Here is a 24,147-nt window from a genome sequence, read left to right as displayed (position 1 = left end):
CAGCGTAGGCATAAAACCATGCGAAACGAAAGGTGTGTTCGGCATGCAACGCATTCATCCCATCTGTGAAGCAGAGTGCAAGGCCCACTACGGCAAGCCTGTACTGATCATCCTGCAGGATGGCAGCGAGGTGTACGGCACGTTGTCCCGAATCGAGAACGACAAGCTGATACTCGGCTCGGAGGAGGCAGGCGGCGACGGCGTAGCGCTGTCAGGGTCTTCAGCCAAAGCCAGGACGAAAACGGCCAACGCCCGGAAAAAACGGCTAGTCCGCTCCGGCAAAGCCGCGAAACGCCAAAGCAAAGCTTGGACGGAGCAGGCTCAAACATCGGCATTTCCTTACGGGCCTTACCCGCATCCGTTTTTCCCCGGTAGGGGTGCGTTTATTCTCGATCTGGCGCTGATCGCGCTGCTGTTTGTCCTGATTTGAGCGGGCAGCCAGCGAATAAAGCCACCGGTTCCCGCAAGCGGCGGGAGCCGGTGGCTATGTCTTGCAGCCGGTCGCAGACCGTCATGCGCCCGAACGGGTGTGGTCCAGCTTTTTCACCAGCAAATAACAGCGAATGCCCGGATCATAATAAATCGGCATGTAGCCCAGCCGTTCATAAAATAGCCTTGCGCGTTCATTCGTTTCATCGACCCACAACACGACCTCCGGCAGCTTGAGCAGCCAGGCTTTCCGTTCAGCGAGCTGCATAAACCGTCTGCCCAGCCCTTGCCCCTGGCGCCGCGGGTGGACGGCCAGCAGCTCCACGGTCAGCCGCTCGCGGTCCATACGCAGGGCGACAAATCCAACCGCCTGTCGCCCGGCCGCCAGCTCGACATAGGTTGTACAGCCGCGAAGACGCTGGCGCAGCTCAGATCGGGTAACCCGCAGACCAGGCATCGTCTCCCGCGCAAAGGGCAGCAGCTCCTTCTCGACAAGCTCGTAGATTACACCGTCGTCACGTCTCGGCACACGTTTGCGGAGCATGGTCATCCCGCCTTTCAGACGGCCCGGTGCCTGACCGGCAGGGCGGCGGGCCTTTCCTCCAGCGTATGTGAGGGCAAGCGGAAACGTTAATCCAGATGCCCGCTACTTGCGATACTTTTTACTGACAAACATCAGAAACCCTATACAGGTAATCAGCACAGCCGCAATCACGATCATATGCACCCAATTCATAATCACCAGGCTCCTTTGGTACTCAAAAGTAATAGTTAATGTTACTTCAAGCCGTTGAAGCTTGTCAATTTCCCGCTGTTTGCTGGTTCAAACTTCGTTTACGCCCGGCCTGCCATGGGTTATAATAGAAGAAAGCGATTTTTCGGAGCCATTCACCGGAAAGGGGAGAATGAACATGATCGCATCGGTCGGCAATGTATTCAATACCTATCGAACCCACGCGGAGTGGGTTGCCTTTGACCGGACCCAGCAGGCCAGATCCGGTCCCGTGTCGCGGATTACCCGGGCCGTATTTCCCGATGCAACGATGGCGGGCTATCGGTTTGACCAGTTCGCCAAGCAAGCGGCAACCAACTTGGCGAACGTCGCCGCCAAAAATGAACAGGCGAAACAAACCGCCGAAGCGGTACGCTTGGCGGCCGGAGACAAGCCGGAAGCTTCCGTGCAAGCTGCCGAGCAGCTCGCGCGCAGCTACAATGAAGTTGTCTCCGCGCTAAGCGACGGCGGGGCGATGTTCCGCCCGACCGCCCGCAAATTTTCCGACAAGGTGCCGTTCGAGCAGCTGGAGGAGCTGGGGCTGGAACGACAGGCGGACGGCACGCTGCTGGTGGACAAGTCCAAGCTGGCCGCTCAAGCGTCCAAGCTGCCCGAGGAAACTGCGCGGACACTGTCCAGCTTTGCCGCTCAGCTGGCGGAGTCGTCCCGGAGCATGCAGACGGTGCCTGCCGCACGCCTGCTTAATCCGCAGGGCAGCTCCCTCTACGCGATGAGCAGCTACACCGCCAGCCCGCAAGGCGGGCTGCAAACGTACCTGCCCGCACCAATGATCGGAACGCTGCTGGATACTTATCTGTAGCAGGCTGGGACGCCAGAACAAGAGACCGTCTGCTTCCCTGACGTCTTCGCGATGAGCGCCCCTTACCGCACAAATCATGCTTGGACAGAAAAGCGACCCTCCCCTTTGCGGACCGGTCGCTTTTTGAATTCAGCCTTCACGCCTTCTGCTTCATCCGTACAAGCAGCGCATGACGCATCGTCACCTTCCGTACCCGCTCACCTTGATCCGGCTCCGGCAGCCCGAAGAAGTCCTCCGAATGATACAATTCAAGCAGCGCATGCTGAGCAGCCGCCTGGGCAGCACGCTCATGCTGCAGCAAGTAATGTGCGATCTGATAGCTGATCTCCTCGCAGCGCTTCAGGACAACGGTTTTTTCGTAGAACGGCCGCTCCTTGTTTTTCCCCTGCCGCTCCTGCTCCGGCTCCGGGATCATCACACCTCGCATCGTACACCCTCTTTTCCTGCTTGGACCGGCAGCCGGTCCGATTTCACGATTTGTGGCCAACAATGAATAGACGAACGAACCGCCCGAAATCACTCACTTTTTGCCAAAGTTTTTTCGCCCGCCGCCTGCCTTGCCCTTACAGCTACGAATTTACGGCTTCAACCTGCCCGCTCACTCGGCATAAATGCACAAAAAAGCAGGCTCTCCTTAATCCGGAAGAACCTGCTCTTTTAACCGCTAAAAGACCCTTTATACGCCGCCGGGTCACAAGGTAGCCTTGATCCGTACTGCCGCCAGCGAGGCAGCGGCGTGCAGCGCGCTATCCAAGCGCACGCTCGCCTCAGCCTACCTGTTGCAGCCCCGCTTATGCCTCGGCACAGGTCAGGCTTTTGCCCGGACCGCCTACAGCTTGTCCTCGCCTGTGCTTTGGAACAGCTCGATGATTTCCCCGTCCGGTCCCTTGAAGAAGGAGATCCGCACCGGAATCCCGTTCAGCTCCACGCTCTTCGGCTCGACCGTCACTTCCGCACCGGCTGCCCGTGCGCGCTCCGTGACACCGTCAACATCCTCCGTACGCAAAGCCAGATGCAGGAAAGCGCCCTCCGGCTTCGGCCCCTCGGTCCCGCCGGCAAACACTTCCAAATAATTGCCGTCGCCCGTATCCAGCATGATCGCGCGCCCGTCGCCTTCTCCCCATTGATGCCGCGTTGTAAAGCCAAGCACCTCGGTGTAAAACCGCACAGTCGCCTCAAAATCAAATACCCGGATTGCGACGTGATGGAAGCCGCCGCCCTTCAGTACAGCATTGCTCATTGTCCAGACACCTGCCTTCGTCAAGGTTGACATCCACCCTAGTATAGCTCGGATCAGACAGATGCTCAACTGGTCCGGCAGCAATCGTCTGACTGATGCAAGCTCAGGTTATCCATTTCTGCCCCCAGGCTTCAATCCCCTTCAAAATCGGCTCCAGCGCCCGGCCTTTGTCCGTCAAGGAGTATTCGATGCGCACCGGCATCTCCGGGTACACATCACGCTGGACAATTCCCTCATGCTCCAGATCCTTCAGCCGCTCCGACAGCAGTCTTCCGCTGATTGGAAGCGCCGTTTCGATCGCACAGAAACGCTGCGGACCGTCCAGCAGCTGATACATAATCAAAATCGCCCAACGCTTGCTTATAATTTGTGTCGCCTTCTCCATTCGCGGACATAACGTCGATGGATTCATTTTGCATCACCTCGCTTAGTCGCTCCTGGTACTAGTATAACCGAAATCCACTAATTATTATATAGTTTGTATTAATAAATTAGTTGCTTTTAGTTACTTGACGGAAAACCATTATTATCATATACTAACTTACATAAAGTAACTTAATGACGAAAACGTCTACATGCCCTTGCAGCTACGGGCTTGCACCTTAATCATCAGGAGGAACAGATCATGATACCATCTCTTTTTTTGGCGCATGGATCGCCTATGCTCGCTTTGCAGCAAACCGGCTATACCGATTTTTTACAGCAGCTTGGACAACAGATTCAACCCCGGGCCATCGTTATTTTCACGGCGCACTGGGAAGCGCAGACAACAACAATCTCCGCTTCTGACGGCACATACGACACTATCTATGACTTCGGCGGCTTTCCTGACGAGCTGTACAGGCTGACGTACCCGGCCTCTGGCTCCTCGGAGGTCGCCGGACAGGTCAAGCAGCTGCTGGAAGCACAGGGCATCCCCGTCCAGCTCGATGACCAGCGCGGACTTGATCACGGCTCGTGGACGCTGTTGTACCGGATGTACCCGCAGGCCGACATTCCAGTCATTCAAATTTCCGTGAACCCGTATTTGCCCCCTGCGGAGCAATATGCGATCGGGAAGGCGCTCCGCGGACTTGGCGAGCAGGACATTCTTGTCATCGGCAGCGGCGTCACCGTGCACAACCTGCGGATGGTCAACTGGAGCCAGGAAGCACCTGAGCCGTGGGCCGTTGCCTTTGATGACTGGCTAATCAGTCAGTTGGCGCTTGCTGATGTCGATGCTTTGTTTGATTACGCTCAAGCCGCGCCGCATGCACGGGCAGCCGTCCCTCGTCCTGAGCATTTCGTGCCGTTTTTTATCGCACTTGGCGCAGGCGAACCGGGCCGCACACCGGAGACCATTCACCGCAGCTATGAGTTTGGGACGCTGAGCTATGCCTGTTTTCAATTTTAACCTATACCTAGAGGAGTGAACTCAAAGATGTTGAAACCGAATGTACATGTAGGGCTGCTGCTATTCCGCGTTATTCTTGGTCTGACCTTTGCCATCCATGGCTACCAGAAATTTTCCGGAGGCATCGAGCAAGTATCCGGGTGGTTCCAGAGCATGCAATTGCCCGGCTTTACCGCGTATCTGGTCGCAGTCATCGAGCTTGTCGGCGGTATTGCCGTCATATTGGGACTCGGCACCCGGTTTATTTCCGCGCTGTTCGCCTGCATCATGGCCGTTGCGATTCTCAAAGTAAAGCTGGCCGCCGGCTTTACAGGCAGCGAGCAAGCCGCCGGCTACGAGCTGGAGCTTGTCCTGCTCGTCATTTCAATTGGCCTTGCCTTCGCAGGCAGCTCGCTGCTGGCTGTAGAGCGTCTGTTCCTTGGCGCCAGCGAAGAGGAAACGCACGAGAGCGGCTCCAGCGCCGCTTAACGATCACGCAAGGCTGACCGCTCATCCAAAGATAGCCACAGCACAGACGCACGCGCAAGGCGCTGCAAAGCCCCGACAGTCCGCTCGAAATATCAGAGCCGGTCTGCCGGGGCTTTTCTCTTATCCTTTGGACCACGCAGCGCGGGGCTTTCCCCTTGCTTCCCTGCGCCTGATTACTCAACAAGTCCTTTTTTGTACGCATAAATCGCCGCCTGCGTGCGGTCCTCAACGCCCAGCTTCGCCAAAATATTGGTCACATGAAATTTGACTGTCTTCACGCCGATAAACAGATCGTCCGCGACGTCCTGGTTGGACTTGCCTGACGCAATCAGCCGCAGCACCTCCATCTCGCGTTCAGTCAGCTCCTCATGCGGCATAGCCGCCTGCTTCGGCTGGCGGAAGCGATTCATCAGCTTGGAGGCTACCTGCGACTCCAGTACGGATTGGCCTTTGACCGCAGAACGGATCGCTTGGGCGATTTCCGCGGCACGCGATGTTTTCAGCAAATAGCTGAACGCCCCCGCTTCAATGACCGGATATATTTTCTCATCGTCAATGAAGCTGGTCAGGACAATGACCTTGCAGTCCGGGTGCTGCTCCAGCAGCCGCCGCGTCGTTTCAATGCCGTCCATGCCCTCCATCACCAGATCCATCAGCACGACATCCGGCCGATACTCCAGCGCCAGCCTGATGCCCTCCTGTCCGCCGCTCGCTTCGCCGACAACCTCAATATCCTCCTCAGTGCCAAGCACCGCAGCAAGCCCGATTCGCACCATCTCGTGATCGTCGACAAGCAGCACCTTAATCGTCATCTCTTCCATGATGGGCCCCTCCTTCCGCAACAATCGGAATTCTGATCTCAATCCGCGTCCCCTTGCCAGGCGCTGTAATCAGATTCATAGATCCGCCAATCTCATTCACGCGCTCATGCATCGTTACTATACCATATGAAGCCTGCTTTCGGATGTCCAGATCAAATCCGACTCCGTCATCGCGAATAAGCAGCTTGACCGCATCCGGCGCAGGCCGCGTCAGCTTAACCTCCAGCTTGGAGGCCTTGGAATGCCGCAGCGCATTGGACATCGCTTCCTGCGCGATCCGGAATAAATGATCCTCGATACCGCGCGGCAGATGCACATCCGATGCGAATCCCCAGTCGATCTGCATCGGCACCTTGGCCGACAGCTCCTGCAGCAGCTCGCCCAGCCCTTCCGCCAAGTGCTTGCCCTCCAGATGCACCGGACGCAGATGCAACAGCAGCGCCCGCATCTCCGACTGGGCGACCGAGGCCATTTCCTCGATCAAAAAAATTTGCCGCTGCGCCTTCTCAAAGTCTCGATCCAGCGTACGCCCGACTGCCGTCGCCGTCATCGAAATCGCAAACAGCTGCTGGCTGACTGCATCATGCAGCTCCCGCGCCAGCCGCTGCCGCTCCTCGACAATCGCCGAATATTTGGCGCGCTGGGCCAGCTGGGCGTTGTTGCTTGACAGCCGCTGCAGCGAGGATACCTGCTCCTCCCACTTCTTCGTGATCTGGTTCAGCTGCTCGCCGAGCCGGCCAATCTCGTCTTCACCCAGCGGCGGCACGGAGCGGCTCAAGTTGCCCTTCTCCAGCGAAAGCATCACCTCGCGCAGCAGCTCCAGCCGGCGTTTGGTCCGATTGGCCGACCACAGGCCGTACGAAGCGCCGATCGCCACCGAAATGCCGATCAGCGTCAAGCTCATGCTTACTCCTTCCTGCCATGATTGGAACGGTCTGAAGTAGCCATTTGCCTGGAGGAAATACATGATAACAGCAAACAAAACAAGGCTGAGCCCCATGGACTCCGCCATACTTCGCCATATCATATTGGTTAGACGTTTTTCATGTCCGTCCATATCCTGGCCTCCAGCACTATACGAATTTAATATCAATATCTGCCACCATATACGAAATTTCCAGCTTCACCTGACGGTCCGCCGTCCAGTAGTTTGGCGATTGCCACACGAGCTTGTTCAGCACTCCGGCCTCTTTATCGTAGCCGATGCTCGTTTGGCCGAACAGCACAGAAGTCGTAATGGACAGCCCCACATCGTCCGGCACGATCACGTCGATATCGCCAATGACGCCCTGCAGGATAATCGTCGTTTCCTTATGTTCGTGAATCGCGTAGGTCAAGTCCATATGCATCTCGCCAAGCACGTTCCAGATCGACATATTTCGCAAAATCCACGGCTCGCGCCCCCAGCGGATGCTGTCGATCATACTTTGCTTGCGGTAATGCTGGTCGTCGCGATGCAGCTTACGTGATTTATTGTAGTAGAAGCCCAGCGATATGAAAATGATAGCGATGACGAGCGCCAAATTCCCGCCCAGCAGCAGCAGCAAGCCGATCAGCATCAGCACGTACCCTTTGCGCCCGGAGTCTCCGCGGGCTTTGTGCACGCCAAACACAATCAGGAAGAGGGCGACGATCGTCATAAAGCTCAGATGATCGTTTGCCAATAAAAATATCCCGGCGCCAATCAACATCAATGCAATGTTGCGGTTCCGTTTACTGCTCATGCTGCCGCCCCCTTCCATACGCAATTCCCCGGCTGATGCCAAAAGCCACAGCGGCTCATACAGGGCCCCCATGGCTTTTGGCCTTACCTAGCATATCACAACTGCCCGCTTCGCTCCAATGACTGTTTTATTGCTCGGAGGAAATCTTTTCTTTTAGCAGATTCAGCTGCTCATCCAGCTTTTGCTGTTTGACCGGGTCGGTGGAGCCGACTGGGCTTGCGCTATAAGCCGAGCCGCCATAGGAGGCTGAACCGACGTATGGCTTACGGGCAATTTCCGCCTCTACCTCCAGCGTGATGATTTTCTCTTCCATGCGGCGGAAGCCTTTCACGGCATTGCCGCCCTCGATCACATTGGTTGCCGTCACTTCAGCCATTTGCTTTTTGGCCTTGGCCAGCTGGGCCCGTGTAATCAGCTCGCTGCGCTTGTTGCGCATCTGGTAGAAGGAATCCTTCATCTCATGCAGCTGGGCGACCAGCTCAGCCGCTTGCGCCTTGGCCTGCTCATGCATGTCTGTGTACTCGATGATTTTGCCGTCATGATACAGCTTTTGCTCCAGCGCCTGACGGGCTGTTGCCTCCTGGTCAAGCTTCAGCGCTTCCTTCGCTTTCGCTTCGGCCTGAGCCGCCAGACGAACGGATTCATCCAGACGTTCCTTGAGCTTGCGCTCACTGGCGATTTGACGCGCAACCGTCACTTCAGCCTGGGCAATTTCTTGTTCCATATCGCGAATATATTGATTGAGCATGATAATCGGGTCTTCCACTTTGTCCAAAATCTCATGCAGCGACGCCTTCGTCATATCCTTGATTCTCGAAAATACTCCCATGATTAAATCGCTCCTTTAGGCGGTTGGTTTTGTTGGTTCGCTTGCGCCTGTGCCTGCTGCTTCTCATACTTGGCCACCTTGGCCCGCAGCTCTTCGATTTCCTTCCACATTGCTTTTTTCTCGATATCCTTCATCATGTCGTCCAGATGGTCGCCTGTTGGATCGGAAGCGTTCGCCGTATGCGCATAGCCGCCTCCGCCCTGGTTCGTCGGCCGCGAGCCTGTCGCGTAGCCAGTGTCATAACGCTCGTAGCCATGCGCTGCTTCCGATTCGGTGTTCCAGCCGTATTTTCTGGCTTTGCGATAGTACCGCTCGGCGCGTCTCCAATCCTTCCAGCTGTTGAATTGATGGCTGCCTCCGCCATAAGGACCTGCGCCGCCGCGGTCATACGGTCCGCCTGTGTAGGGCTCGCTCGGAATGACCAAAGCGGCCAGCACATAGATCCCAAGGACGACTCCGGAGGTGAAGAAGGCCAGGAGCACAACGATTACCCGCAGCAACGTTGCATCCATCCCCATCACGTCAGCCAGACCGCCGCACAAGCCGGTTAATTTACGATCGGTTCGGGAACGGTAAAGTTTCGTCATGGCCGATTCCAGCCTTCCTGCTTCAGCTTGTTGCGGAGCTTGTCGAGCTCCTGGTCTACCGCCTGTGAAGCGGCTCCGCTCACGGCATGCCACGCCTCACGGACATGACCGCGTACTTCCCGCAATGTTCTTGCCGTCATCTCCATATCGGAGACCCGCTCATCCAGCCGGTCGAACAGCCGCGGCGACGGTCCCGAGCCCATCCCGCGCAGCCGCTCATTCATCCGCTGCTGCAGCCGGACCGACTCCAGTCTCGCGATGTAGTAGCTGCGCTTCGAAGCAATTTCATCGAAGTCCGCTTTCAGCTGCCGCACCTGCTCCTCCAGCTCCTCGATGCCGAGCTTGCTTTGCTCATACAGCTCCTTGTACTGCTTGGCTTTCTCTTCCTGCGCCATTTTCTCCTGCAGAGCGATGCGGGCTACGCCGTCCTCGCCTGCCCTCAGCGCCATCGACGCCTGATGCTCACGACGCTCCTGCAGCTGCTCGGCCGTCTTGTATTGATGACGCAGCGACGCAGCGTGGCTCAAGCATTGCTGCAGCAGCCTTTCGGAATCGCGGATTTGCTCCGCCTGCGCATCTAAGTATTTGTCGATCAATCGAACCGGATCTTCCGAGTTTTCCAGCATTTCATTGAAGTGTGCGACGGTAATATCGCGAAATCGTTTGCCTAGACTCATATCGGACTCAACCACCTTTTCGTTCAAAATATCAAGATACGCTTAGTAAACTGACTTTTTACGGATAAGCGAAACGCCGTACCAGATCAAGCCGACCGCGAGCAACAACCCGAGTACGCCGGAAAGCTTACCCAGCAAAATCAGACCGCCGATCACGATCAACAGCGTGCCGATAATCGTTTTCCCGTTTCTCAAGCCGAGAAACCCGAAGCCGACCATCGCGATCGGGAACAAATAGCTCATAAGATGGTGACCGATGTGCAGATCAAACTTGTTCAGCAGAATCAGCGTACCGAAGAGGATCATCACCAATGCGATACCCGTGTGCTTGTTCATTCTCATGTGATTCGTTTCACCGCCTCTCGTGTTTGCTCTCTTGCCTATGTCCTTATTCTAGATAAAAACCGGCTTCGCCAAAACGAACCTGCGGCGGGTTCTGCAGCTCGACTAAAGTCCAGTACCTGCCCGGACATCTTAACCCGGCCTACCGTTCCTTGAACGCGCCGCCCTTTTGCGACACGGCAAACACCCCTGACGCCAAGGAAAAGCGCCAAGGGTTGAACAAAAAATCCATGGATACAAACGGAGTGCTGCATCGCCGATAAGGTCTGAATGGAGCAGGCCGCCCGCAAGAGGCTCCAGCTTTCAGACCGTGACAAACTGACTATTTTTCAGAAATCAGACACCACGGCCAGAGTGAAAATCTCCCTTGTATTCCTTCAAAATAATTCTGTATACCCTTTACAATCTAAAATTTCCCGGACTATACATCCGTACAAGCGTCTTTGGACCAATAATTCGATAAGTCCCCAACCGGGATTTGTCAAGTTTTACCGCTAAGTTTCAACAAAAACGTATGCTATTATAGCTCTTAAGCGCGGAATATTATGGATATCCATTTCTTCCAGCCCCAATCCGGCTGCACGCCAACCGTCAGGAGGTTCAGGATTCATGAAAAAACAACTGCTTTTCATCCTGCTGAGCTCTCTCGTATCTGCTGCCGCACTCCCGCTTTCCGTCGCTGCATCTGAGGCCAAGGCCCCCCGGTTTAAAGTCGTACAAAGCGTTAATTTCCGGGAGCTGCCGTCCACGCAAAGCGACAAGCTTCGTCTGCTGAAGACCGGCGAACTGCTTGATCTGATCCGCGTGCATAACAGCAGCTGGCTGTTTGTTCGCGACAGTTCCGGACAAGCCGGCTACGTCTCCTCATCATCGACCTATGTGGAGGAAGTTCCCGCACTCCCGCCTGTGCCGGAAGCAACCGTCATCGACACGGTTTCCTTCCGCAGCGGGCCTTCAACCGACAGCTCGCGCATCCGTCTGCTGCAGGAGGGCGAGAAGGTGCGCATCCTGGAGAAGGTAAACAGCTACTGGTATCGCGTGATGGATGCCAATCGGACTGTTGGCTTCGTCAGCTCCAGCGCCCGTTATATCGAGCTGGACGATCAGACACAGCCCGCTCCCGAGGAAGAACCGGAGGAAGCGCTGTTCCAGTCCCCGCCTAACGGGGTCATTACCGCCTCTGTGTCATTCCGAACCGGGCCGGGTACCGATGCTTCACGGATTCGCTTTTTGCCAGCGGGCGAGCCGGTACTCATCCTGAACAAATACAACGACTACTGGTACCAGATCGAGGACCAGAATGGCGTCATCGGATACATAAGCACAAGCTCCACTTACATAAGTACAACCTTTATAGAGCCTTACAAAAAACTGAAGCCAGCCGTCGCCACCGAGCAGGTCATTCAGGCCGGCATGCGTTACCTCGGCGTTCCTTATGAATTCGGCTCCAGCCGTTATGATATCAGCACCTTCGACTGCTCGGACTTCGTTCGTCAAGCGTTTCTCGACGGCATCGGCCAGCTGCTTCCCGGCGACTCCCGCACCCAAGCGGCTTACGTGAAGGCGGTCGGCAAAACCTCCACTGACTGGCGGCAGCTTCGGCGAGGCGATCTGATGTTTTTCATGTCCTATCAAGGCTCCAAGGCATCCGACTACAGCGGAATTGACAAGTCGGCGGCCAAGGTCACTCATGTCGGCATCTATTTGGGCAACGGCCAGATTCTGCATACGTACTCCCCGGAGTCCGGCGGTGTGCGGATTGACTCCATCAGCGGCAAAGCCTGGGAGCATCGTTTTCTATTCGGAGGCAGCTCCTATTAAGGAAAGCTGCTTCGGAGTCTAGCGCTTTCGACGAACTTTCTTCTCGCTAACCGGGCCATCGTCCAGACCATCGCCGTTTGCCGTTCATATGGTATACCAAGTCTTCTGAGGGGGGGATATCACATGAGCGAAGTCGGCGGTCTGCACACATCGACGGGCGTCATTTTGGTGTTGTTTATCTTGCTTGTTATCATTACTCGCACTTTCGTCATCTAATCCTCTCATACGAGACAAGGACCCCCCGGTCAAAGCTGCAGCAGCTTGACCGGGGGTTTGATCGTTGCCGAGCACTTCAGGCTAGCCGCCGATTTGCGACATCCGGCGTTCCGTTGGCGTATGGCTGAAGTTTTCCTGCTGAAGCGCCTTCACCATCTCGTGGCTTTCCGGCTTCACATCAAGCGCCCGAAAAAACAGCTCCGCAAGCTTCCTGTCATCGCCGACCGCCTTGCGGACATTAAATTCATCCGACCAATACAGGCAAGGCTTGATATTGCCATCTGCCGTCAGCCGCAGCCGATTGCAGGTTTCGCAGAAATGGTCGCTCACCGGATGGATCAGGCCGAAGGAGCCGACCGCCCCCTCAATCCTGTAGTTTTGCGAGGGACCGTTTCCCCTCATGCCTTGCTGCAGCTCCTCCGTCCTCCAGCCCATGCTTTCACAAGTACGCAGCACCTCGGTCAACGGCAAGTAGCTGGCTCTCCAGCCTTGATCATCATGGCCGATCGGCATATATTCAATAAAGCGGACATGCAAGTCATCCTCCCGGCTGAGCTGCAGAAAGTCGGCAATTTCGTCCTCATTGATTCCTTTCATCAAGACGACATTGAGCTTAATCGGGAACAGTCCGGCTTGCTTGGCCGCCTGAATGGCCTGCAGCACCCGCTTCACATCGCCGCCGCGCGTAATGAACCGAAATCGGTCCTCGCGAAGCGAATCCAGACTAATATTAATCCGGGTCAGCCCGGCCGCCTGCAGCAGTTCCGCCCGCTGCGCGAAATAAATACCGTTCGTCGTCAGCGCAAGGTCCTCAATCCCCGGAATGCTGCTCAGCCTTGCGATCAATTGATCCAGATTTCGGCGTACAAGCGGCTCTCCGCCTGTCAAGCGAAGCTTCCGCACCCCGTATCCGGCAAGCACACGCACGACCTCATAAATTTCATCGAACGACAAAATGTTCTCCTCCGGCTCGAACTGCATTCCCTCCTCAGGCATGCAGTACACACAGCGGAGATTGCAACGGTCCGTGACGGAAATACGCAGATAATCGTGAATGCGTCCAAAACGGTCAACCAGTACCTGGGCCATTTCCGTTCACCTCACTTTCTGAACTAGGTTAGGATACCTTTTGCGAACAAGCCCCGGCTTCAACGAAGATTGCTCATAATGATGCCTGCCGTCTCTTCAATCGCTTTATCCGTCACATTAATAACGAGGGCTCCGACCTGCTTCATCAGTGATTGCGCGTAAGCAAGCTCTTCCTCAATCCGCTCCATCGTCGCATATTTCGCGCCGAACGGCAGCCCGACAGCCTTCAACCGCTCCGTGCGGATTTTATAAAGCTTGTCCGCGTCCATCGTCAGTCCGACAATCCGGTCGCCCGGCACGAGAAACAGCTCCTTGGGCGGCTTAACCTCGGGAACAAGCGGCAGATTGGACACCTTGATTCCTTTATGCGCCAAAAAAATACTCAGCGGAGTTTTGGAGGTCCGGGATATGCCGATCAGGACGAGACTCGCCTTCAGCAAAGAACTCGTATCCCGTCCATCGTCACATTTGACGGCGAACTCCACCGCCTCTACGCGGCGAAAATAATCGTCATCCAGCCGATGCAGCAAGCCCGGCTCCCGCTTGGGCGAATCATTAAACGTATCCACAAAGGCTTCCATCATCGGCCCCATAATGTCGACCGCTCTGACGCCGAGCCGCAGCGCCTCCTCCTTCATCGTCTCGCGCAGCTCCGGCTGTACAAGCGTGTAAGCCACGAAGCCGCCGCGCTTGGCCGCAGATTCCAAAATCGAGCGGATTTCATCCTCCGACTTGATGTGGCCGATTCGTTTTGTCGTCACCTGATGGGCGTCAAATTGCCGGATGGTTGCCTTCACGACCGCCTCAGCCGTTTCCCCGACTGAATCGGAGCATATCGTAATCTGGTATTGCCTATCTTCCTTCATCCCGTTTTTCTCCTTAGTTGTCCGAATCGCCGCCGTTTACCGATCCAAAGCCAGATCGAGCAAAATATGGGTCATGATCGTCTTGGTCATACGTCCGACCACTTCCCAGCGGGCTCGGTTGCCAGGCTGGTCGGTTTTGGCCGGTATGACAACAGGCAAGCTATCCACCTGATGATTAATCATTTTGCGGGCCGCATCAATAATCGACTCGTCCGGGGAAACGTGAACCACATTCGGCTCGCGTGTCATCACCATGCTGACCGGCATCGAGGCCGCATTGGGATTACCCAGCGTAAATTTCAACAAATCCTTGCGGGATATAATTCCGGACAAGCAGCCGTCCTCGCCGATTACGATCAGGCTGCCTACATTTTCCATAAAAAGCGATACGATAGCGTCGTGAATCGAAGCCTGCTCCGCCACAACGACCGGTACGGATTGCACATCCCGAATTTTCATAGCCAGCAGCTTCCGCGAAACGTGAGACCCCGCATTGACGGAAGATCCCGCTGTATATCCAACCTTCGGCTTGGCATCAATCAGGCCGAGCATGACAAGCAGCGCCAGATCGGAGCGCAAGGTCGGTCGGCTCAACCCGAGCATCTCTGCTATTTGTTCGCCGGTAATCGGCGCATTCGCTTTTACTAGCTCAACAATCTGTAATTGGCGCGCAGTCAGTTCGATGACCCGTCCCTCCTCATGTTACAGCGGCTTGTTCCAACCGCTTCACCCATTCTAATTGTACCAAAAACCGCCCTTTTCTCCTAGAACCGTTTCGTTCGAAGCATCCTCAATAAAGCACAATATATATCCGATTAATATTTATATATTGCATAATATATACCTATTTATTATACTACAAATAAATAAATAGTACGATGATACATGAGGGAGTGGAACTGTTTGGAAAGAGAACTGGCACTAGAGATTGTAAGGGTAACGGAGCTAGCTGCACTGTCAGCCTCCAGCTGGATGGGACGCGGTGACAAGCATCAGGCGGACGGCGCGGCAACTGCGGCAATGCGGGCGATGTTTGATTCGATTTCTATACGGGGCACTGTTGTCATTGGCGAAGGCGAAATGGATGAAGCGCCGATGCTGTACATTGGAGAAGAGCTTGGCAACGGACAGGGGCCTGAGGTAGACGTCGCGGTCGATCCGCTGGAGGGTACGGAGCTCGTTGCCAAAGGACTAAACAATGCGCTTGCCGTCATCGCAATCGCGGGCAAGGGCCAGCTTCTGCACGCTCCCGACATGTACATGGAGAAGCTGGCTGTAGGCGCCGCGCTGGCAGGCAAGCTCAGCCTGGATGATCCGCTCGAAAGCACGCTGCATAAAGCCGCCGCGCTGCTGGATAAACCGCTGAGTAACCTGACCGTCATGATTTTGGACCGGGAGCGGCACCAGGAGCAAATTGCTACGCTGCGTCAGGTTGGCGTAAGGATCAAGCTGCTGAGCGATGGCGACGTGGCGGGTGCGGTGGCACCGGCGTTGGCTGAATCCGGGATTGACCTTTATGTCGGCTCTGGCGGCGCTCCTGAAGGCGTGCTGGCCGCCGCTGCGCTCCGCTGTCTGGGCGGCGAACTGATCGGCCGCCTGATGCCTGCAAATGAAGCGGAACTTGCACGCTGCCATGCGATGGGCATTCATGATCCGCTAAAGCTGCTTCGGATGGATGATATGATCGGCACCGAGGATGTCATTTTTGCCGCCACCGGCATTACACCGGGCGAATTTCTCAACGGCGTCCGCTACACATCGGACCATCGTGCAGAAACCCATTCCATCGTCATGCGCGCCAAAACCCGCACGATTCGCTATATTCAATCGAGCCATTACTTGCCGAACAAGCAGCTGTTAAATGAAATTCTTCAGCTGCAGCATTGATTTTACATCTTCCTGTGTTAATATTTATGGTGGTAAATGATTGACCAGGAAGAAGGTTAGCTCGATGAGTATTTTATTTTTTACAGCTGTCGGTCTGTTTGCCGCGACCTTCGGCAGCCTTGTCGGACTAGGGGGCGGAGTTATTATCGTTCCGGCGCTCGTCTATCTCGGTCCGTTATTTGTCGGACAGACAATCTCCGTCTCTACTGCCGTCGGCACCTCGCTGGCCGTTCTGATTTTTACCGCGCTGTCTTCGACCATGACCTTTGTCAAGCAGAAGCGTGTAGATTTCAAAAGCGGCTGGCTTTTTGTGCTGACCTGCGCCCCCGGCGCCGCGCTTGGCTCCTATGTCACCCAGTATGTGGACGCTGATGCGTTTCAGCTGAGCTTTGGCATTTTTATGCTGCTTATGGCCATTCTCCTGATTGTCCGCGGCTACATCAAGCCGCTCAGCATTCGCTGGAGTATCGTTCGCACGTATACGGATGTGACCGGAGCCACATTTGAATACGGGTACGGCCTGCTGCCCGCCCTTGCGCTTGGGCTGATCGTCGGGTTTATTTCGGGACTGCTCGGGATCGGAGGCGGCTCCTTATTTGTTCCCGCGATGGTGCTGCTGTTCCGTTATCCGCCTCATGTCGCGACAGCAACCTCGATGTTTGTGATTTTGCTTTCTTCGATGCTCGGAACGTTTACGAAAATGTCCCTCGGGCAGGTTGATTACTGGATGGTTTTGTATTTGGCGCCAACCGCTATTATTGGAGGCTGGCTCGGAGCGAAAATTGCGAGCAAGCTGAGCAGCGACAAGCTGCTGTGGGTGCTGCGTATTTCCTTCGCCCTGATCGCCATCAAGATGATGCTGGAAGGACTTCAAGTTTTATAACCGTATAAAACGCTCCCTTCTCCCTCAAACTAAGATAAAATTGAGGAGCCAAGGGGGCGTTTGACTTGGATTCACGTGCCATAAAACGATGGGCTTCCTGTGCTGCCGCCTGTCTGCTGCTAACCGCTTGTACCGCCAAATCTGCTCCAGTCCCTGCTTCTCCGTCCAATGCTTCAAGCACGGGCGCTTCCGGAGCATCGTCTTTGGCCGCTGACCTTCCCGAGGCTCTGACAGCCCCCCCATCAACCGCATCCGAGACCCGCGATCGTCTCGCTGGCTCTGCTTCGGGGCTCGTTGCCATGCCGCCGGCGCCGTTTGGCGCGCTCCGCCATTTTGAGCTTCGGGCTTCTTCCGTACCTTCGCCACCCGCATCAGCTTCCGGACCAATCCGGCTTCGCCTCAAACCGTTTGCCGTCCGATTTCCGTCGTCCAGGCCGGGATCTCCTTCACCGGCAGCCGTCTCCGGGGCGGAAGGCCGCACACAGGTCGCCCCGCAGCTGCCGGGAGCCGTCCCTGGCGTGACTGCGCCTGTGCCTGACGCGACACCGGACAGCTCTGCGCCGCCGAAGCCAAATCCCGCCGGTTCCAAAACTGCGGTTTCCAAGCGGGTCCGGCAAGCTGTCCGGCAAAGCTCGCAGGGAACAGGCTCACATTTGACCTTGTCCCAGCTGGCTAAAAAGTACCCTGATCTGCTGCTGCTGCACGGCCGTGCCAACAACCGGCAGGTGGCCCTCACCTTTGACGATGCGCCCGATGCTGTTTATACGCCCCAAGTGCTTGATATTTTAAAGGCACATCATATTCACGCCACCTTTTTTCTAATTGGCAAGCAAGCCGAGAAGCACCCCGCCATTGTGAAACGAATCGTTCAAGAGGGGCACGTCATTGGCAATCATTCTTATTCGCATCCATTGTTCACCAAGCTTTCGCAAGAAAGCTTTCAACAGCAAATTACGAAAACCCAGTCGGTTCTAACGCCCTTGATCGGTTACACGCCGCGTCTCGTGCGTCCTCCCTATGGAGAAATTAAAGAAAACCAGCTTCTCTGGGCGTCCGGGCAAGACTACTTGATCGTGAACTGGAATGTCGATTCGCTCGACTGGAAGCAGCTTGGTGAAGCGCAGGTGGCGAATAATATTCTGAATCATGTGCAGGCCGGCTCCATCGTTTTGCAGCACTCCGGCGGCGGACCTTCCCAAAATTTAAAGGGAACCGTGCAAGCCTTGCCGCATGTCATCGCCCAGCTGCAAAGCCGCGGGTACCGGCTGGTTACCGTGCCTGAGCTGCTTCGGGTGACAAAAGGAAAAACCAAACCATAAACCGATGCATATCTACTCCAATAAAGAAAAAACCGGCGCAACCATGAAGAGTCAGGACTCGTATTCCTGACATTCACTGCTGTGCCGGGGCTTTCGCCGCGTACATTTTCCTTATTCCTTATTGGTTTCGTGACTGAAATATTTTTGGGGACAGCGCTTGTTCGAATTGTTGCCGGGCAGGCGGAATTTCCTCTGGAAACTCCTCCGGATGTCTACGCTTTAATTCCGCGATATGATGGCCGCGCCCCGTCTCTTCGAGCCGCTGGATATACTCCTTCAAATATCCCCCTAAATATTGGTTAATCAACACGTTTGACTGGAATGCTCTAATGTCAAACTGCAGACCGTGATCTCAGACATTTTCGGTGTTTCAGGGCGAAACTTGCTGACTCGCCTGTTGGAGCAAGGCTACATCGACGAGGACGACATTGAGCACCGCGTTAAAGGACAGGTCAAGAAAAAGATTGCCGCTACTGCCGACTCCATCTTCGGTACCTTGGATGATCACCAGATTTTCATAATTCGCCAGTCTTGGGATCATATTGAGTATCTTGAAAAGTCGATTCAAAAACTGGACGAGAAGATCGACAGTTACTTGGAAAAGTACAAGGAGGAAGTTGAACGGCTCCAAACCATGCCAAGCGTCAGTAAAGTAACGGCTGCTTGCATCATTGCTGAAATCGGAACGGATATGTCTCAATTCCCTAACTCGGACCATTTGAGTTCATGGGCGGGTGTGGCCTTAGGGAATCACGAAAGCGCTGGTAAAAAAAAGTACAGCTGCCGTCAAAGGCAATCCACATATAAAGGTTGCATTATGCGAAGCCGCGTGGGCGGCGTCGCGATCACGAAAGACCGGGCTAGCGGTGAAATACTGGAAAGTTGCATCACGTCGCGGAAAGAAGAAAGCGTTAATCGCTCTGGCTCGAAAGATGCTTGTGATTATCTACCATATGTTAAACGATAAAACGAAATACAAGGAAGAACAGCAGGCTTCGTAGCCGCAACTTAACCACTATTTCCATCCATACTCCTATTTATACAGGGTCACCGAAATCGGTTGCTCCGGGCATCCTATTGGCTTTTTAGCGATCACACGATGGTAAAGTTAGCTAATACCGGCGAGAGGGCTGGAGCCTCCACCCAAGCCCAGGGTGCCGCGGCGGATCAACAACTGGCGGAGGAGCTGATGTCCAGTGGCTGCTGAGCCTCCGTCCTGTCCTGTACCCAGGCTCTCCGGCAAGACAGCTCTTAATCCTCGAAATCAGTTGAATATGCCACGTCCTTCTGCTTTTCATGAGCAGCTGATGGATTATTACGAAATGCAAAAAAGAACTCTGCTAACGGACGCGTGCCTTCAAATTTTGGATGACAGGCCCGTTTTGGAGTTCATTAGCTTCTTTATTTTCAAAAATCCCCGGTATTTATAAAGGAAAAAGTCGCTTTCGGCGACCTTCCTAGAGAGCAGAACTGGAACGCTATAATTCCCGCCTTCTTCCCCAAACGTTTCTCATACTACAGCTGTCGTCGCAGGGGCTACCGGGCTTGTTGGCAAGCAGCTTGTAAAGCAGTTGCTTGATCATCCCGCATATCGCCGCTTCGTTGTTCTTGTGAGAAGAAACCTGGGCATTTCTCACCCCAAGCTGGTGCAAAGGCTCATTTCTTTTGATCGTCTTGAGGAAAAGTTGGATGCGGAAACGGTGAAAGAGGCTGATGTTTTCTGCGCGTTAGGAACCACGAGCAGACAAGCGGGCAGTCAAGAAGCATTTCGACAAGTAGACTATGTGTGTCCTTTCATACGGATTGTTTTTTTGTCATGACTCGATTTCCTTTCTTTTGCTAATCGGCTGCAATTATGGGATCACGCCCTTCAACTTTGGACCTTTACCGTATCCGAAATTTGTTCCGTAGCCGTATTGTTTTTTCAGACTGGAATTTGAACATCAAGGATTGCAATTCCCAAGCCCCTAGCGGAAATAATAACGATTAATGAAAGGATGGCGACATTGAATCTCCCAATATGATTTAAGTAAATGCATCCTCCGTAGTCCTAATTAACCGGATCAACTTTTATTAATCTTTATAATCTGTAGCATAAGCTACCTCTTTTTGTTCCTCTGATGCAGCTATTCGTGAAGTTAACTCTTATAAACAAGCTCATAAGCGTAGCGGCAACCCGATCGCCGCGTTCCAGTAATAAACCATGTTTTCATGAAAATTACCTCCATATTTAGCTAGGATATTTTAATTCCTACTCTTCTTACTGGCTTTTAATGAGATGACTTCAGACTCCAGCACTTCAATGGCCGGGCCTCTTCCATGCGCCATCATAATCATAACTTGAGCCACATCTTGACATTGGATAGCTTTCATTCTGGCTAGTCGGCCAATCAAAAATGGATCAATCAAGCGAAAAATAAGGTCCGTTGCCCGATCCCAAAAGCTTGCGCCTTCACGATCTCCCAACAAAAGGGAGGGGCGCAAGATGACAAGACGCGATAGTCCGAGGGACAATAGTTCCCGCTCCAATTGTCCTTTAACACGTGTGTAGAACATCCGGGACTTCTCGGAAGCCCACATTGCGGTAACAATGATATAACTGGAGGCGCCTTGCCGAAGAGCGGCTTTAGCCAGAGCTAACGGATACTCATGATCCACTTTACGGAAGGCTTCTTTTGAGCCTGCTTGCTGGATTGTCGTGCCTAAGGTACAAAAGACATCGGCAGCTTTTAGCACAGAAGCATCCAATTCGCTTTCCAACCGGTCAAAAGAAATCAGTTTTTCTACCAGCTTCGGGTGGGAAATGCCCATACTCCGGCGCACCAGTACAATGACTTCTCGATATGACGAGTCCTCAAGCAAGCGCTGTACAAGCTGTCTCCCCATCATTCCTGTAGCGCCGGCCACAACAGCCGTGTCAGTCTGTTTTCTGGTTGTCATCCTGACCTCCGTTTTTCCTACGACCTATGGTCCGGCTGTACGAACAACGATATAATTCTTATAATATCCATCCTAATAACAATTCATCGTTTCCGAACATCTTCTTTAAAATCTCGCTGAAATCCATCCAGACCATTCTTCTCGATGATATCAATCACTTCTGCCGGCAAGGTAGCTGATAATTTACAGCCGGTTATAATCGAGCCCTCTGCTTGTAAAATCTCCATTACATCTTCTGGAGTTACTGCCTGCGAATCGCAAATAACGAGCAAACGTCTCCTTGTCAAGATGAGCCTCCTTAAGCAATTCCGCAATAGCGTATGCTTCCTCCATCGTTATAAAGAAATTGGTATGCTTGACAAAGAAAATTCCGTCTTTTTTCCAGTACGTTGTTGTTTTCGGCAGAAGAGGATCAAATTTAGCCATTTTCTTTCACCCTTTCGTGTCATGATGGTGTGTCAGCTTAGCTGAACATTTTGAGGATTCTGTCGTAGGCACGATCTCCAAAGACGTTTTTTATAAATACCATCGGTTTTGCCATAAAACCGACCAGGTAGCGCGTTTTCGGTCTTTTTACGGTCACTGCTTTGCCGATGGTGCGTGCAATCAACTCCGGTTTTGATAATTGATTACCTGTATAATTTTTGATCATTCCCTCAGCCGCCTTGTTTGCAGCCTGAGCATAAGGGCCTTTGGCCGACACCTTTTTTAGATTTTCCGCAGCAATGATTCCCCAGTCGGTTTTGATTCCACCCGGCTCTACTACAATGACATCAATACCAAACGGCTCCAATTCCAAGCGCAAGCAATCCGAAAGACCTTCCACTGCGAATTTGGTTGCATGATACCATCCTCCAAAGCTGGTCCATAGTTTCCCACCCATTGAGGATACATTAACAATTTTACCGAATTTGTGTTTTCGCATGCTCGGCACCACAAGCTGAATCAGTCTGGCCAATCCAAACACATTCACTTCCATCTGTCGCCGCGCCTCTTCCATGGGAATATCCTCAACGGCCCCATAGGAACCATACCCTGCGTTGTTAACAAGGACGTCAATTCTTCCTTTCTCTTGAAGAATCTAATTGACCGCCTGAATCATGGATTCGTCATTTGTAACGTCCAAAGATATGGGGCGAATGCCTTTTGTTGCAAGATCTTGCATCTTATCGATACGCCGCGCCGCCGCATAAACGGTAAAACCTTTGTTTTTCAGTTCAATAGCTGCTTCCTTGCCAATCCCCGAGGATGCGCCTGTAATTAATGCAACTTTTTGAGCCATGAGTAAAACCTCCGTTTATATTTATTTGATTATGAGTCAATTACAAATGACTTAAAATCAATTGTCAACGATGTAAAATATCTTTTTCTCAGTGAACAGATTTCCCCTCCGATCGTAGTGTTATCCTGTACGAAACTTACTAATCTGAGTGCTTTTTTTCAATCACAGCGAGCTATTTCTTTGGCTAGATGTATTTGAACAGTGTGATCGTGAGTTAATTTGTTGCTGATGAACTTATTTTTCAAAAAAAGGCACCTCCTCGCGAGAGGAAGTGCCTTTTTTGGGCCATTAGGGAAAATCTAATATACTATCAATTGCCCGCTATGAACCTGTTATTAGTGATTACGCAACAACGCAAACATATACTCACATCTGGAACACAACACGAAGGTATCTTCAGCTCAAGCAATGAGTGAGGTACTAAACTCAAATAAAAAAAGCTCATCAGAGAATGTCTCTAATGAACTCTTTTTTTCGATACCGGCGAGAGGACTCGAACCTCCACGGTTTCCCTCTCGATTTTGAGTCGAGCGCGTCTGCCATTCCGCCACGCCGGCACATATTTTGTCTGTCACCTTTCCTTTAATTTAAGAAAAAGCTTAGACATTGTAAACTAAAAAGAAATGGCGTGCCCTAAGAGATTCGAACTCCTGACCTTTTGATTCGTAGTCAAACGCTCTATCCAGCTGAGCTAAGGGCACAAATAATAAAATGGAATGTGGTGCCGAAGACCAGGGTCGAACTGGTACGGTGGTCACCCACCGCAGGATTTTAAGTCCTGTGCGTCTGCCGATTCCGCCACTCCGGCGTAACTTTGGAGGCGCCACCCAGACTCGAACTGGGGGTAGAGCTTTTGCAGAGCTCTGCCTTACCACTTGGCTATGGCGCCATCATANGTGCGTCTGCCGATTCCGCCACTCCGGCGTAACTTTGGAGGCGCCACCCAGACTCGAACTGGGGGTAGAGCTTTTGCAGAGCTCTGCCTTACCACTTGGCTATGGCGCCATCATATTGGAGCGGAAGACGGGAATCGAACCCGCGACCCTCGCCTTGGCAAGGCGATGCTCTACCGCTGAGCCACTTCCGCAAAATAAAACTGGGGATCTAGGATTCGAACCTAGGGGTGACGGAGTCAAAGTCCGTTGCCTTACCGCTTGGCTAATCCCCAATACAAGGGTAAAAATGGGGCGATCGATGGGACTTGAACCCACGAATGCTGGAGCCACAGACCAGTGCGTTAACCCCTTCGCCACGACCGCCATATTAAATTTGTTTGGCAGGGGCAGCAGGAATCGAACCCACACCAAAGGTTTTGGAGACCTTTGTTCTACCTTTAAACTATGCCCCTATGAAAGTGGTGGAGGCTGATGGATTCGAACCACCGAACTCGTCAGAGAACAGATTTACAGTCTGCTGCGTTTGGCCACTTCGCTAAGCCTCCGAATAAAACTATGGTGCCGCCGAGAGGACTTGAACCCCCAACCTACTGATTACAAGTCAGTTGCTCTACCAGTTGAGCTACAGCGGCATATGATGTTAAATGGTGGCTCGGGACGGAATCGAACCGCCGACACGAGGATTTTCAGTCCTCTGCTCTACCGACTGAGCTACCGAGCCTTATTCCATTTCATGAAACCAAAAGATTCCCATCCTGAATACAGGATTTAAATCATGGCGGAGCCGACGGGATTCGAACCCGCGGTCTCCTGCGTGACAGGCAGGCATGTTAGGCCTCTACACCA

The 24,147-nt window shown here is 53.4% G+C and carries 26 protein-coding genes, 12 tRNA genes and 2 pseudogenes; 11 read left to right on the top strand and 29 right to left on the bottom strand.

Features of this window, described 5'->3' with window-relative positions; all coding sequences use genetic code 11:
- Positions 1-43: 43 nt before the first annotated feature.
- Entirely contained in the window at positions 44-430 is a 387-nt protein-coding gene (locus tag AC6ROY_RS23775) for a hypothetical protein (protein WP_500103044.1), read from the top strand.
- A gap of 81 nt (positions 431-511) precedes the next feature.
- Here the strand turns inward: AC6ROY_RS23775 and AC6ROY_RS23770 are convergent, their stop codons facing one another.
- Complete coding sequence (locus AC6ROY_RS23770) at positions 512-973, bottom strand: GNAT family N-acetyltransferase (protein WP_500103043.1); 462 nt, start codon at positions 971-973, stop codon at positions 512-514.
- 367 nt (positions 974-1,340) lie between these two features.
- On the opposite strand from AC6ROY_RS23770, the gene AC6ROY_RS23765 reads away from it, so the two are divergent.
- Positions 1,341-2,021 carry a hypothetical protein gene (locus AC6ROY_RS23765; RefSeq protein WP_500103042.1) on the top strand — a complete coding sequence of 227 codons (681 nt, stop codon included), beginning with the start codon at positions 1,341-1,343 and terminating at the stop codon, positions 2,019-2,021.
- A 136-nt stretch (positions 2,022-2,157) separates the two neighbouring features.
- On the opposite strand, the gene AC6ROY_RS23760 is transcribed toward AC6ROY_RS23765, so the two are convergent.
- The 3 genes from AC6ROY_RS23760 to AC6ROY_RS23750 form a co-directional block, all read right to left on the bottom strand.
- Complete coding sequence (locus AC6ROY_RS23760; protein WP_500103041.1) at positions 2,158-2,448, bottom strand: hypothetical protein; 291 nt, start codon at positions 2,446-2,448, stop codon at positions 2,158-2,160.
- Between the two features lie 402 nt (positions 2,449-2,850).
- Positions 2,851-3,261 carry a VOC family protein gene (locus tag AC6ROY_RS23755; RefSeq protein ID WP_500103040.1) on the bottom strand — a complete coding sequence of 137 codons (411 nt, stop codon included), beginning with the start codon at positions 3,259-3,261 and terminating at the stop codon, positions 2,851-2,853.
- Positions 3,262-3,364: 103 nt separating this feature from the next.
- Entirely contained in the window at positions 3,365-3,673 is a 309-nt protein-coding gene (locus AC6ROY_RS23750; RefSeq protein WP_500103039.1) for a winged helix-turn-helix transcriptional regulator, read from the bottom strand.
- Positions 3,674-3,886: 213 nt separating this feature from the next.
- Here AC6ROY_RS23750 and AC6ROY_RS23745 point away from each other — a divergent pair, with 213 nt between their 5' ends.
- Positions 3,887-4,654: a DODA-type extradiol aromatic ring-opening family dioxygenase gene (locus AC6ROY_RS23745; RefSeq protein WP_500103038.1), complete on the top strand. Its 768-nt coding sequence runs from the start codon at positions 3,887-3,889 to the stop codon at positions 4,652-4,654.
- Between the two features lie 27 nt (positions 4,655-4,681).
- Complete coding sequence (locus AC6ROY_RS23740; RefSeq protein WP_500103037.1) at positions 4,682-5,122, top strand: DoxX family protein; 441 nt, start codon at positions 4,682-4,684, stop codon at positions 5,120-5,122.
- Between the two features lie 173 nt (positions 5,123-5,295).
- Here the strand turns inward: AC6ROY_RS23740 and AC6ROY_RS23735 are convergent, their stop codons facing one another.
- The 7 genes from AC6ROY_RS23735 to AC6ROY_RS23705 all read right to left on the bottom strand — a co-directional run bounded on the left by AC6ROY_RS23735 (position 5,296) and on the right by AC6ROY_RS23705 (position 10,102).
- The gene (locus AC6ROY_RS23735) at positions 5,296-5,943 is read right to left on the bottom strand and encodes a response regulator (RefSeq protein WP_159885588.1); all 648 of its coding nucleotides are present in this window, start codon (positions 5,941-5,943) and stop codon (positions 5,296-5,298) included.
- Entirely contained in the window at positions 5,924-7,000 is a 1,077-nt protein-coding gene (locus AC6ROY_RS23730) for a sensor histidine kinase (protein WP_500103036.1), read from the bottom strand. Before AC6ROY_RS23730 ends, AC6ROY_RS23735 begins: the two co-directional genes overlap by 20 nt.
- 16 nt (positions 7,001-7,016) lie before the next feature.
- Positions 7,017-7,667, bottom strand: coding sequence for a cell wall-active antibiotics response protein LiaF (gene liaF, locus AC6ROY_RS23725; protein WP_500103035.1), 651 nt, complete (start codon positions 7,665-7,667; stop codon positions 7,017-7,019).
- 127 nt (positions 7,668-7,794) lie between these two features.
- The gene (locus AC6ROY_RS23720) at positions 7,795-8,496 is read right to left on the bottom strand and encodes a PspA/IM30 family protein (protein WP_500103034.1); all 702 of its coding nucleotides are present in this window, start codon (positions 8,494-8,496) and stop codon (positions 7,795-7,797) included.
- 2 nt (positions 8,497-8,498) lie between these two features.
- Positions 8,499-9,083, bottom strand: coding sequence for a PspC domain-containing protein (locus tag AC6ROY_RS23715; protein WP_500103033.1), 585 nt, complete (start codon positions 9,081-9,083; stop codon positions 8,499-8,501).
- Positions 9,080-9,760, bottom strand: a complete 681-nt coding sequence (locus AC6ROY_RS23710; RefSeq protein ID WP_500103032.1) for a PspA/IM30 family protein — start codon at positions 9,758-9,760, stop codon at positions 9,080-9,082. The genes AC6ROY_RS23715 and AC6ROY_RS23710 overlap by 4 nt, the downstream gene beginning before the upstream one ends.
- Before the next feature lie 42 nt (positions 9,761-9,802).
- The gene (locus tag AC6ROY_RS23705; protein ID WP_500103031.1) at positions 9,803-10,102 is read right to left on the bottom strand and encodes a LiaF transmembrane domain-containing protein; all 300 of its coding nucleotides are present in this window, start codon (positions 10,100-10,102) and stop codon (positions 9,803-9,805) included.
- Between the two features lie 609 nt (positions 10,103-10,711).
- Here AC6ROY_RS23705 and AC6ROY_RS23700 point away from each other — a divergent pair.
- Both AC6ROY_RS23700 and AC6ROY_RS23695 read left to right on the top strand, forming a co-directional pair.
- Positions 10,712-11,923, top strand: a complete 1,212-nt coding sequence (locus AC6ROY_RS23700; RefSeq protein ID WP_500103030.1) for a C40 family peptidase — start codon at positions 10,712-10,714, stop codon at positions 11,921-11,923.
- Between the two features lie 123 nt (positions 11,924-12,046).
- Positions 12,047-12,139 (top strand): YjcZ family sporulation protein, encoded by a 93-nt coding sequence (locus AC6ROY_RS23695; protein WP_500103029.1) that lies wholly within the window; start codon positions 12,047-12,049, stop codon positions 12,137-12,139.
- Positions 12,140-12,220: 81 nt separating this feature from the next.
- Here the strand turns inward: AC6ROY_RS23695 and moaA are convergent, their stop codons facing one another.
- The 3 genes from moaA to AC6ROY_RS23680 are packed head-to-tail and all read right to left on the bottom strand — an operon-like array spanning position 12,221 to position 14,778.
- Positions 12,221-13,228: a GTP 3',8-cyclase MoaA gene (gene moaA / locus AC6ROY_RS23690; protein WP_500103028.1), complete on the bottom strand. Its 1,008-nt coding sequence runs from the start codon at positions 13,226-13,228 to the stop codon at positions 12,221-12,223.
- A gap of 59 nt (positions 13,229-13,287) precedes the next feature.
- Positions 13,288-14,094 (bottom strand): pyruvate, water dikinase regulatory protein, encoded by an 807-nt coding sequence (locus tag AC6ROY_RS23685; RefSeq protein ID WP_500103027.1) that lies wholly within the window; start codon positions 14,092-14,094, stop codon positions 13,288-13,290.
- Positions 14,095-14,130: 36 nt separating this feature from the next.
- Positions 14,131-14,778, bottom strand: coding sequence for a helix-turn-helix transcriptional regulator (locus tag AC6ROY_RS23680; RefSeq protein WP_500103057.1), 648 nt, complete (start codon positions 14,776-14,778; stop codon positions 14,131-14,133).
- Between the two features lie 219 nt (positions 14,779-14,997).
- Between AC6ROY_RS23680 and glpX the strand changes: the two genes are divergently transcribed.
- The 5 genes and pseudogenes from glpX to AC6ROY_RS23655 form a co-directional block, all read left to right on the top strand.
- The gene (gene glpX / locus AC6ROY_RS23675) at positions 14,998-15,981 is read left to right on the top strand and encodes a class II fructose-bisphosphatase (RefSeq protein WP_500103026.1); all 984 of its coding nucleotides are present in this window, start codon (positions 14,998-15,000) and stop codon (positions 15,979-15,981) included.
- A 64-nt stretch (positions 15,982-16,045) separates the two neighbouring features.
- Positions 16,046-16,864 carry a sulfite exporter TauE/SafE family protein gene (locus AC6ROY_RS23670; protein WP_500103025.1) on the top strand — a complete coding sequence of 273 codons (819 nt, stop codon included), beginning with the start codon at positions 16,046-16,048 and terminating at the stop codon, positions 16,862-16,864.
- A 299-nt stretch (positions 16,865-17,163) separates the two neighbouring features.
- Positions 17,164-18,183, top strand: a complete 1,020-nt coding sequence (locus AC6ROY_RS23665) for a polysaccharide deacetylase family protein (RefSeq protein ID WP_500103024.1) — start codon at positions 17,164-17,166, stop codon at positions 18,181-18,183.
- 397 nt (positions 18,184-18,580) lie between these two features.
- Positions 18,581-19,150 carry a transposase gene (locus AC6ROY_RS23660; RefSeq protein WP_500103023.1) on the top strand — a complete coding sequence of 190 codons (570 nt, stop codon included), beginning with the start codon at positions 18,581-18,583 and terminating at the stop codon, positions 19,148-19,150.
- A 568-nt stretch (positions 19,151-19,718) separates the two neighbouring features.
- Positions 19,719-20,003, top strand: a pseudogene (locus AC6ROY_RS23655) (Rossmann-fold NAD(P)-binding domain-containing protein); the annotation flags it as partial.
- A 424-nt stretch (positions 20,004-20,427) separates the two neighbouring features.
- Here the strand turns inward: AC6ROY_RS23655 and AC6ROY_RS23650 are convergent.
- From AC6ROY_RS23650 to AC6ROY_RS23580, 15 genes and pseudogenes are all read right to left on the bottom strand, one after another.
- Positions 20,428-21,123 carry an NAD(P)H-binding protein gene (locus AC6ROY_RS23650; protein WP_500103022.1) on the bottom strand — a complete coding sequence of 232 codons (696 nt, stop codon included), beginning with the start codon at positions 21,121-21,123 and terminating at the stop codon, positions 20,428-20,430.
- Between the two features lie 83 nt (positions 21,124-21,206).
- Positions 21,207-21,410: a hypothetical protein gene (locus AC6ROY_RS23645; RefSeq protein WP_500103021.1), complete on the bottom strand. Its 204-nt coding sequence runs from the start codon at positions 21,408-21,410 to the stop codon at positions 21,207-21,209.
- 176 nt (positions 21,411-21,586) lie between these two features.
- Positions 21,587-22,405: pseudogene (locus tag AC6ROY_RS23640) on the bottom strand (oxidoreductase).
- Positions 22,406-22,883: 478 nt separating this feature from the next.
- Positions 22,884-22,962, bottom strand: a tRNA-Leu gene (locus AC6ROY_RS23635).
- Positions 22,963-23,029: 67 nt separating this feature from the next.
- Positions 23,030-23,106: transfer RNA gene (locus AC6ROY_RS23630), tRNA-Arg, on the bottom strand.
- 18 nt (positions 23,107-23,124) lie between these two features.
- Positions 23,125-23,213, bottom strand: a tRNA-Leu gene (locus AC6ROY_RS23625).
- 7 nt (positions 23,214-23,220) lie between these two features.
- A tRNA-Cys gene (locus tag AC6ROY_RS23620) sits at positions 23,221-23,294 on the bottom strand.
- Between the two features lie 42 nt (positions 23,295-23,336).
- Positions 23,337-23,410 (bottom strand) — tRNA-Cys (locus tag AC6ROY_RS23615).
- Positions 23,411-23,417: 7 nt separating this feature from the next.
- Positions 23,418-23,492 (bottom strand) — tRNA-Gly (locus AC6ROY_RS23610).
- A gap of 9 nt (positions 23,493-23,501) precedes the next feature.
- Positions 23,502-23,573 (bottom strand) — tRNA-Gln (locus tag AC6ROY_RS23605).
- A 15-nt stretch (positions 23,574-23,588) separates the two neighbouring features.
- Positions 23,589-23,664, bottom strand: a tRNA-His gene (locus AC6ROY_RS23600).
- 15 nt (positions 23,665-23,679) lie between these two features.
- Positions 23,680-23,753, bottom strand: a tRNA-Trp gene (locus tag AC6ROY_RS23595).
- 7 nt (positions 23,754-23,760) lie between these two features.
- Positions 23,761-23,846, bottom strand: a tRNA-Tyr gene (locus tag AC6ROY_RS23590).
- An 11-nt stretch (positions 23,847-23,857) separates the two neighbouring features.
- Positions 23,858-23,933: transfer RNA gene (locus AC6ROY_RS23585), tRNA-Thr, on the bottom strand.
- Positions 23,934-23,946: 13 nt separating this feature from the next.
- Positions 23,947-24,022, bottom strand: a tRNA-Phe gene (locus tag AC6ROY_RS23580).
- Positions 24,023-24,147 lie beyond the last annotated feature (125 nt).

This window comes from Paenibacillus sp. sg306046 (assembly GCF_059821225.1).
The sequence above is the reverse complement of the archived record's forward strand: the minus strand, read 5'-3'. Positions and strand labels throughout refer to the sequence as shown.

Coding starts and splice junctions, on each gene's coding strand:
- AC6ROY_RS23770 (WP_500103043.1), bottom strand. CDS start 973: ATGCTCCGCAAACGTGTGCCGAGACGTGACGACGGTGTAATCTACGAG.
- AC6ROY_RS23750 (WP_500103039.1), bottom strand. CDS start 3,673: ATGAATCCATCGACGTTATGTCCGCGAATGGAGAAGGCGACACAAATT.
- AC6ROY_RS23720 (WP_500103034.1), bottom strand. CDS start 8,496: ATGGGAGTATTTTCGAGAATCAAGGATATGACGAAGGCGTCGCTGCAT.
- AC6ROY_RS23710 (WP_500103032.1), bottom strand. CDS start 9,760: ATGAGTCTAGGCAAACGATTTCGCGATATTACCGTCGCACACTTCAAT.
- AC6ROY_RS23700 (WP_500103030.1), top strand. CDS start 10,712: ATGAAAAAACAACTGCTTTTCATCCTGCTGAGCTCTCTCGTATCTGCT.
- AC6ROY_RS23695 (WP_500103029.1), top strand. CDS start 12,047: ATGAGCGAAGTCGGCGGTCTGCACACATCGACGGGCGTCATTTTGGTG.
- AC6ROY_RS23715 (WP_500103033.1), bottom strand. CDS start 9,083: ATGACGAAACTTTACCGTTCCCGAACCGATCGTAAATTAACCGGCTTG.
- AC6ROY_RS23760 (WP_500103041.1), bottom strand. CDS start 2,448: ATGCGAGGTGTGATGATCCCGGAGCCGGAGCAGGAGCGGCAGGGGAAA.
- AC6ROY_RS23745 (WP_500103038.1), top strand. CDS start 3,887: ATGATACCATCTCTTTTTTTGGCGCATGGATCGCCTATGCTCGCTTTG.
- AC6ROY_RS23705 (WP_500103031.1), bottom strand. CDS start 10,102: ATGAGAATGAACAAGCACACGGGTATCGCATTGGTGATGATCCTCTTC.
- AC6ROY_RS23665 (WP_500103024.1), top strand. CDS start 17,164: ATGCCGCCGGCGCCGTTTGGCGCGCTCCGCCATTTTGAGCTTCGGGCT.
- AC6ROY_RS23755 (WP_500103040.1), bottom strand. CDS start 3,261: ATGAGCAATGCTGTACTGAAGGGCGGCGGCTTCCATCACGTCGCAATC.
- AC6ROY_RS23730 (WP_500103036.1), bottom strand. CDS start 7,000: ATGGACGGACATGAAAAACGTCTAACCAATATGATATGGCGAAGTATG.
- AC6ROY_RS23735 (WP_159885588.1), bottom strand. CDS start 5,943: ATGGAAGAGATGACGATTAAGGTGCTGCTTGTCGACGATCACGAGATG.
- AC6ROY_RS23670 (WP_500103025.1), top strand. CDS start 16,046: ATGAGTATTTTATTTTTTACAGCTGTCGGTCTGTTTGCCGCGACCTTC.
- moaA (WP_500103028.1), bottom strand. CDS start 13,228: ATGGCCCAGGTACTGGTTGACCGTTTTGGACGCATTCACGATTATCTG.
- liaF (WP_500103035.1), bottom strand. CDS start 7,667: ATGAGCAGTAAACGGAACCGCAACATTGCATTGATGTTGATTGGCGCC.
- AC6ROY_RS23740 (WP_500103037.1), top strand. CDS start 4,682: ATGTTGAAACCGAATGTACATGTAGGGCTGCTGCTATTCCGCGTTATT.
- AC6ROY_RS23775 (WP_500103044.1), top strand. CDS start 44: ATGCAACGCATTCATCCCATCTGTGAAGCAGAGTGCAAGGCCCACTAC.
- AC6ROY_RS23765 (WP_500103042.1), top strand. CDS start 1,341: ATGATCGCATCGGTCGGCAATGTATTCAATACCTATCGAACCCACGCG.
- AC6ROY_RS23685 (WP_500103027.1), bottom strand. CDS start 14,094: ATGAAGGAAGATAGGCAATACCAGATTACGATATGCTCCGATTCAGTC.
- AC6ROY_RS23650 (WP_500103022.1), bottom strand. CDS start 21,123: ATGACAACCAGAAAACAGACTGACACGGCTGTTGTGGCCGGCGCTACA.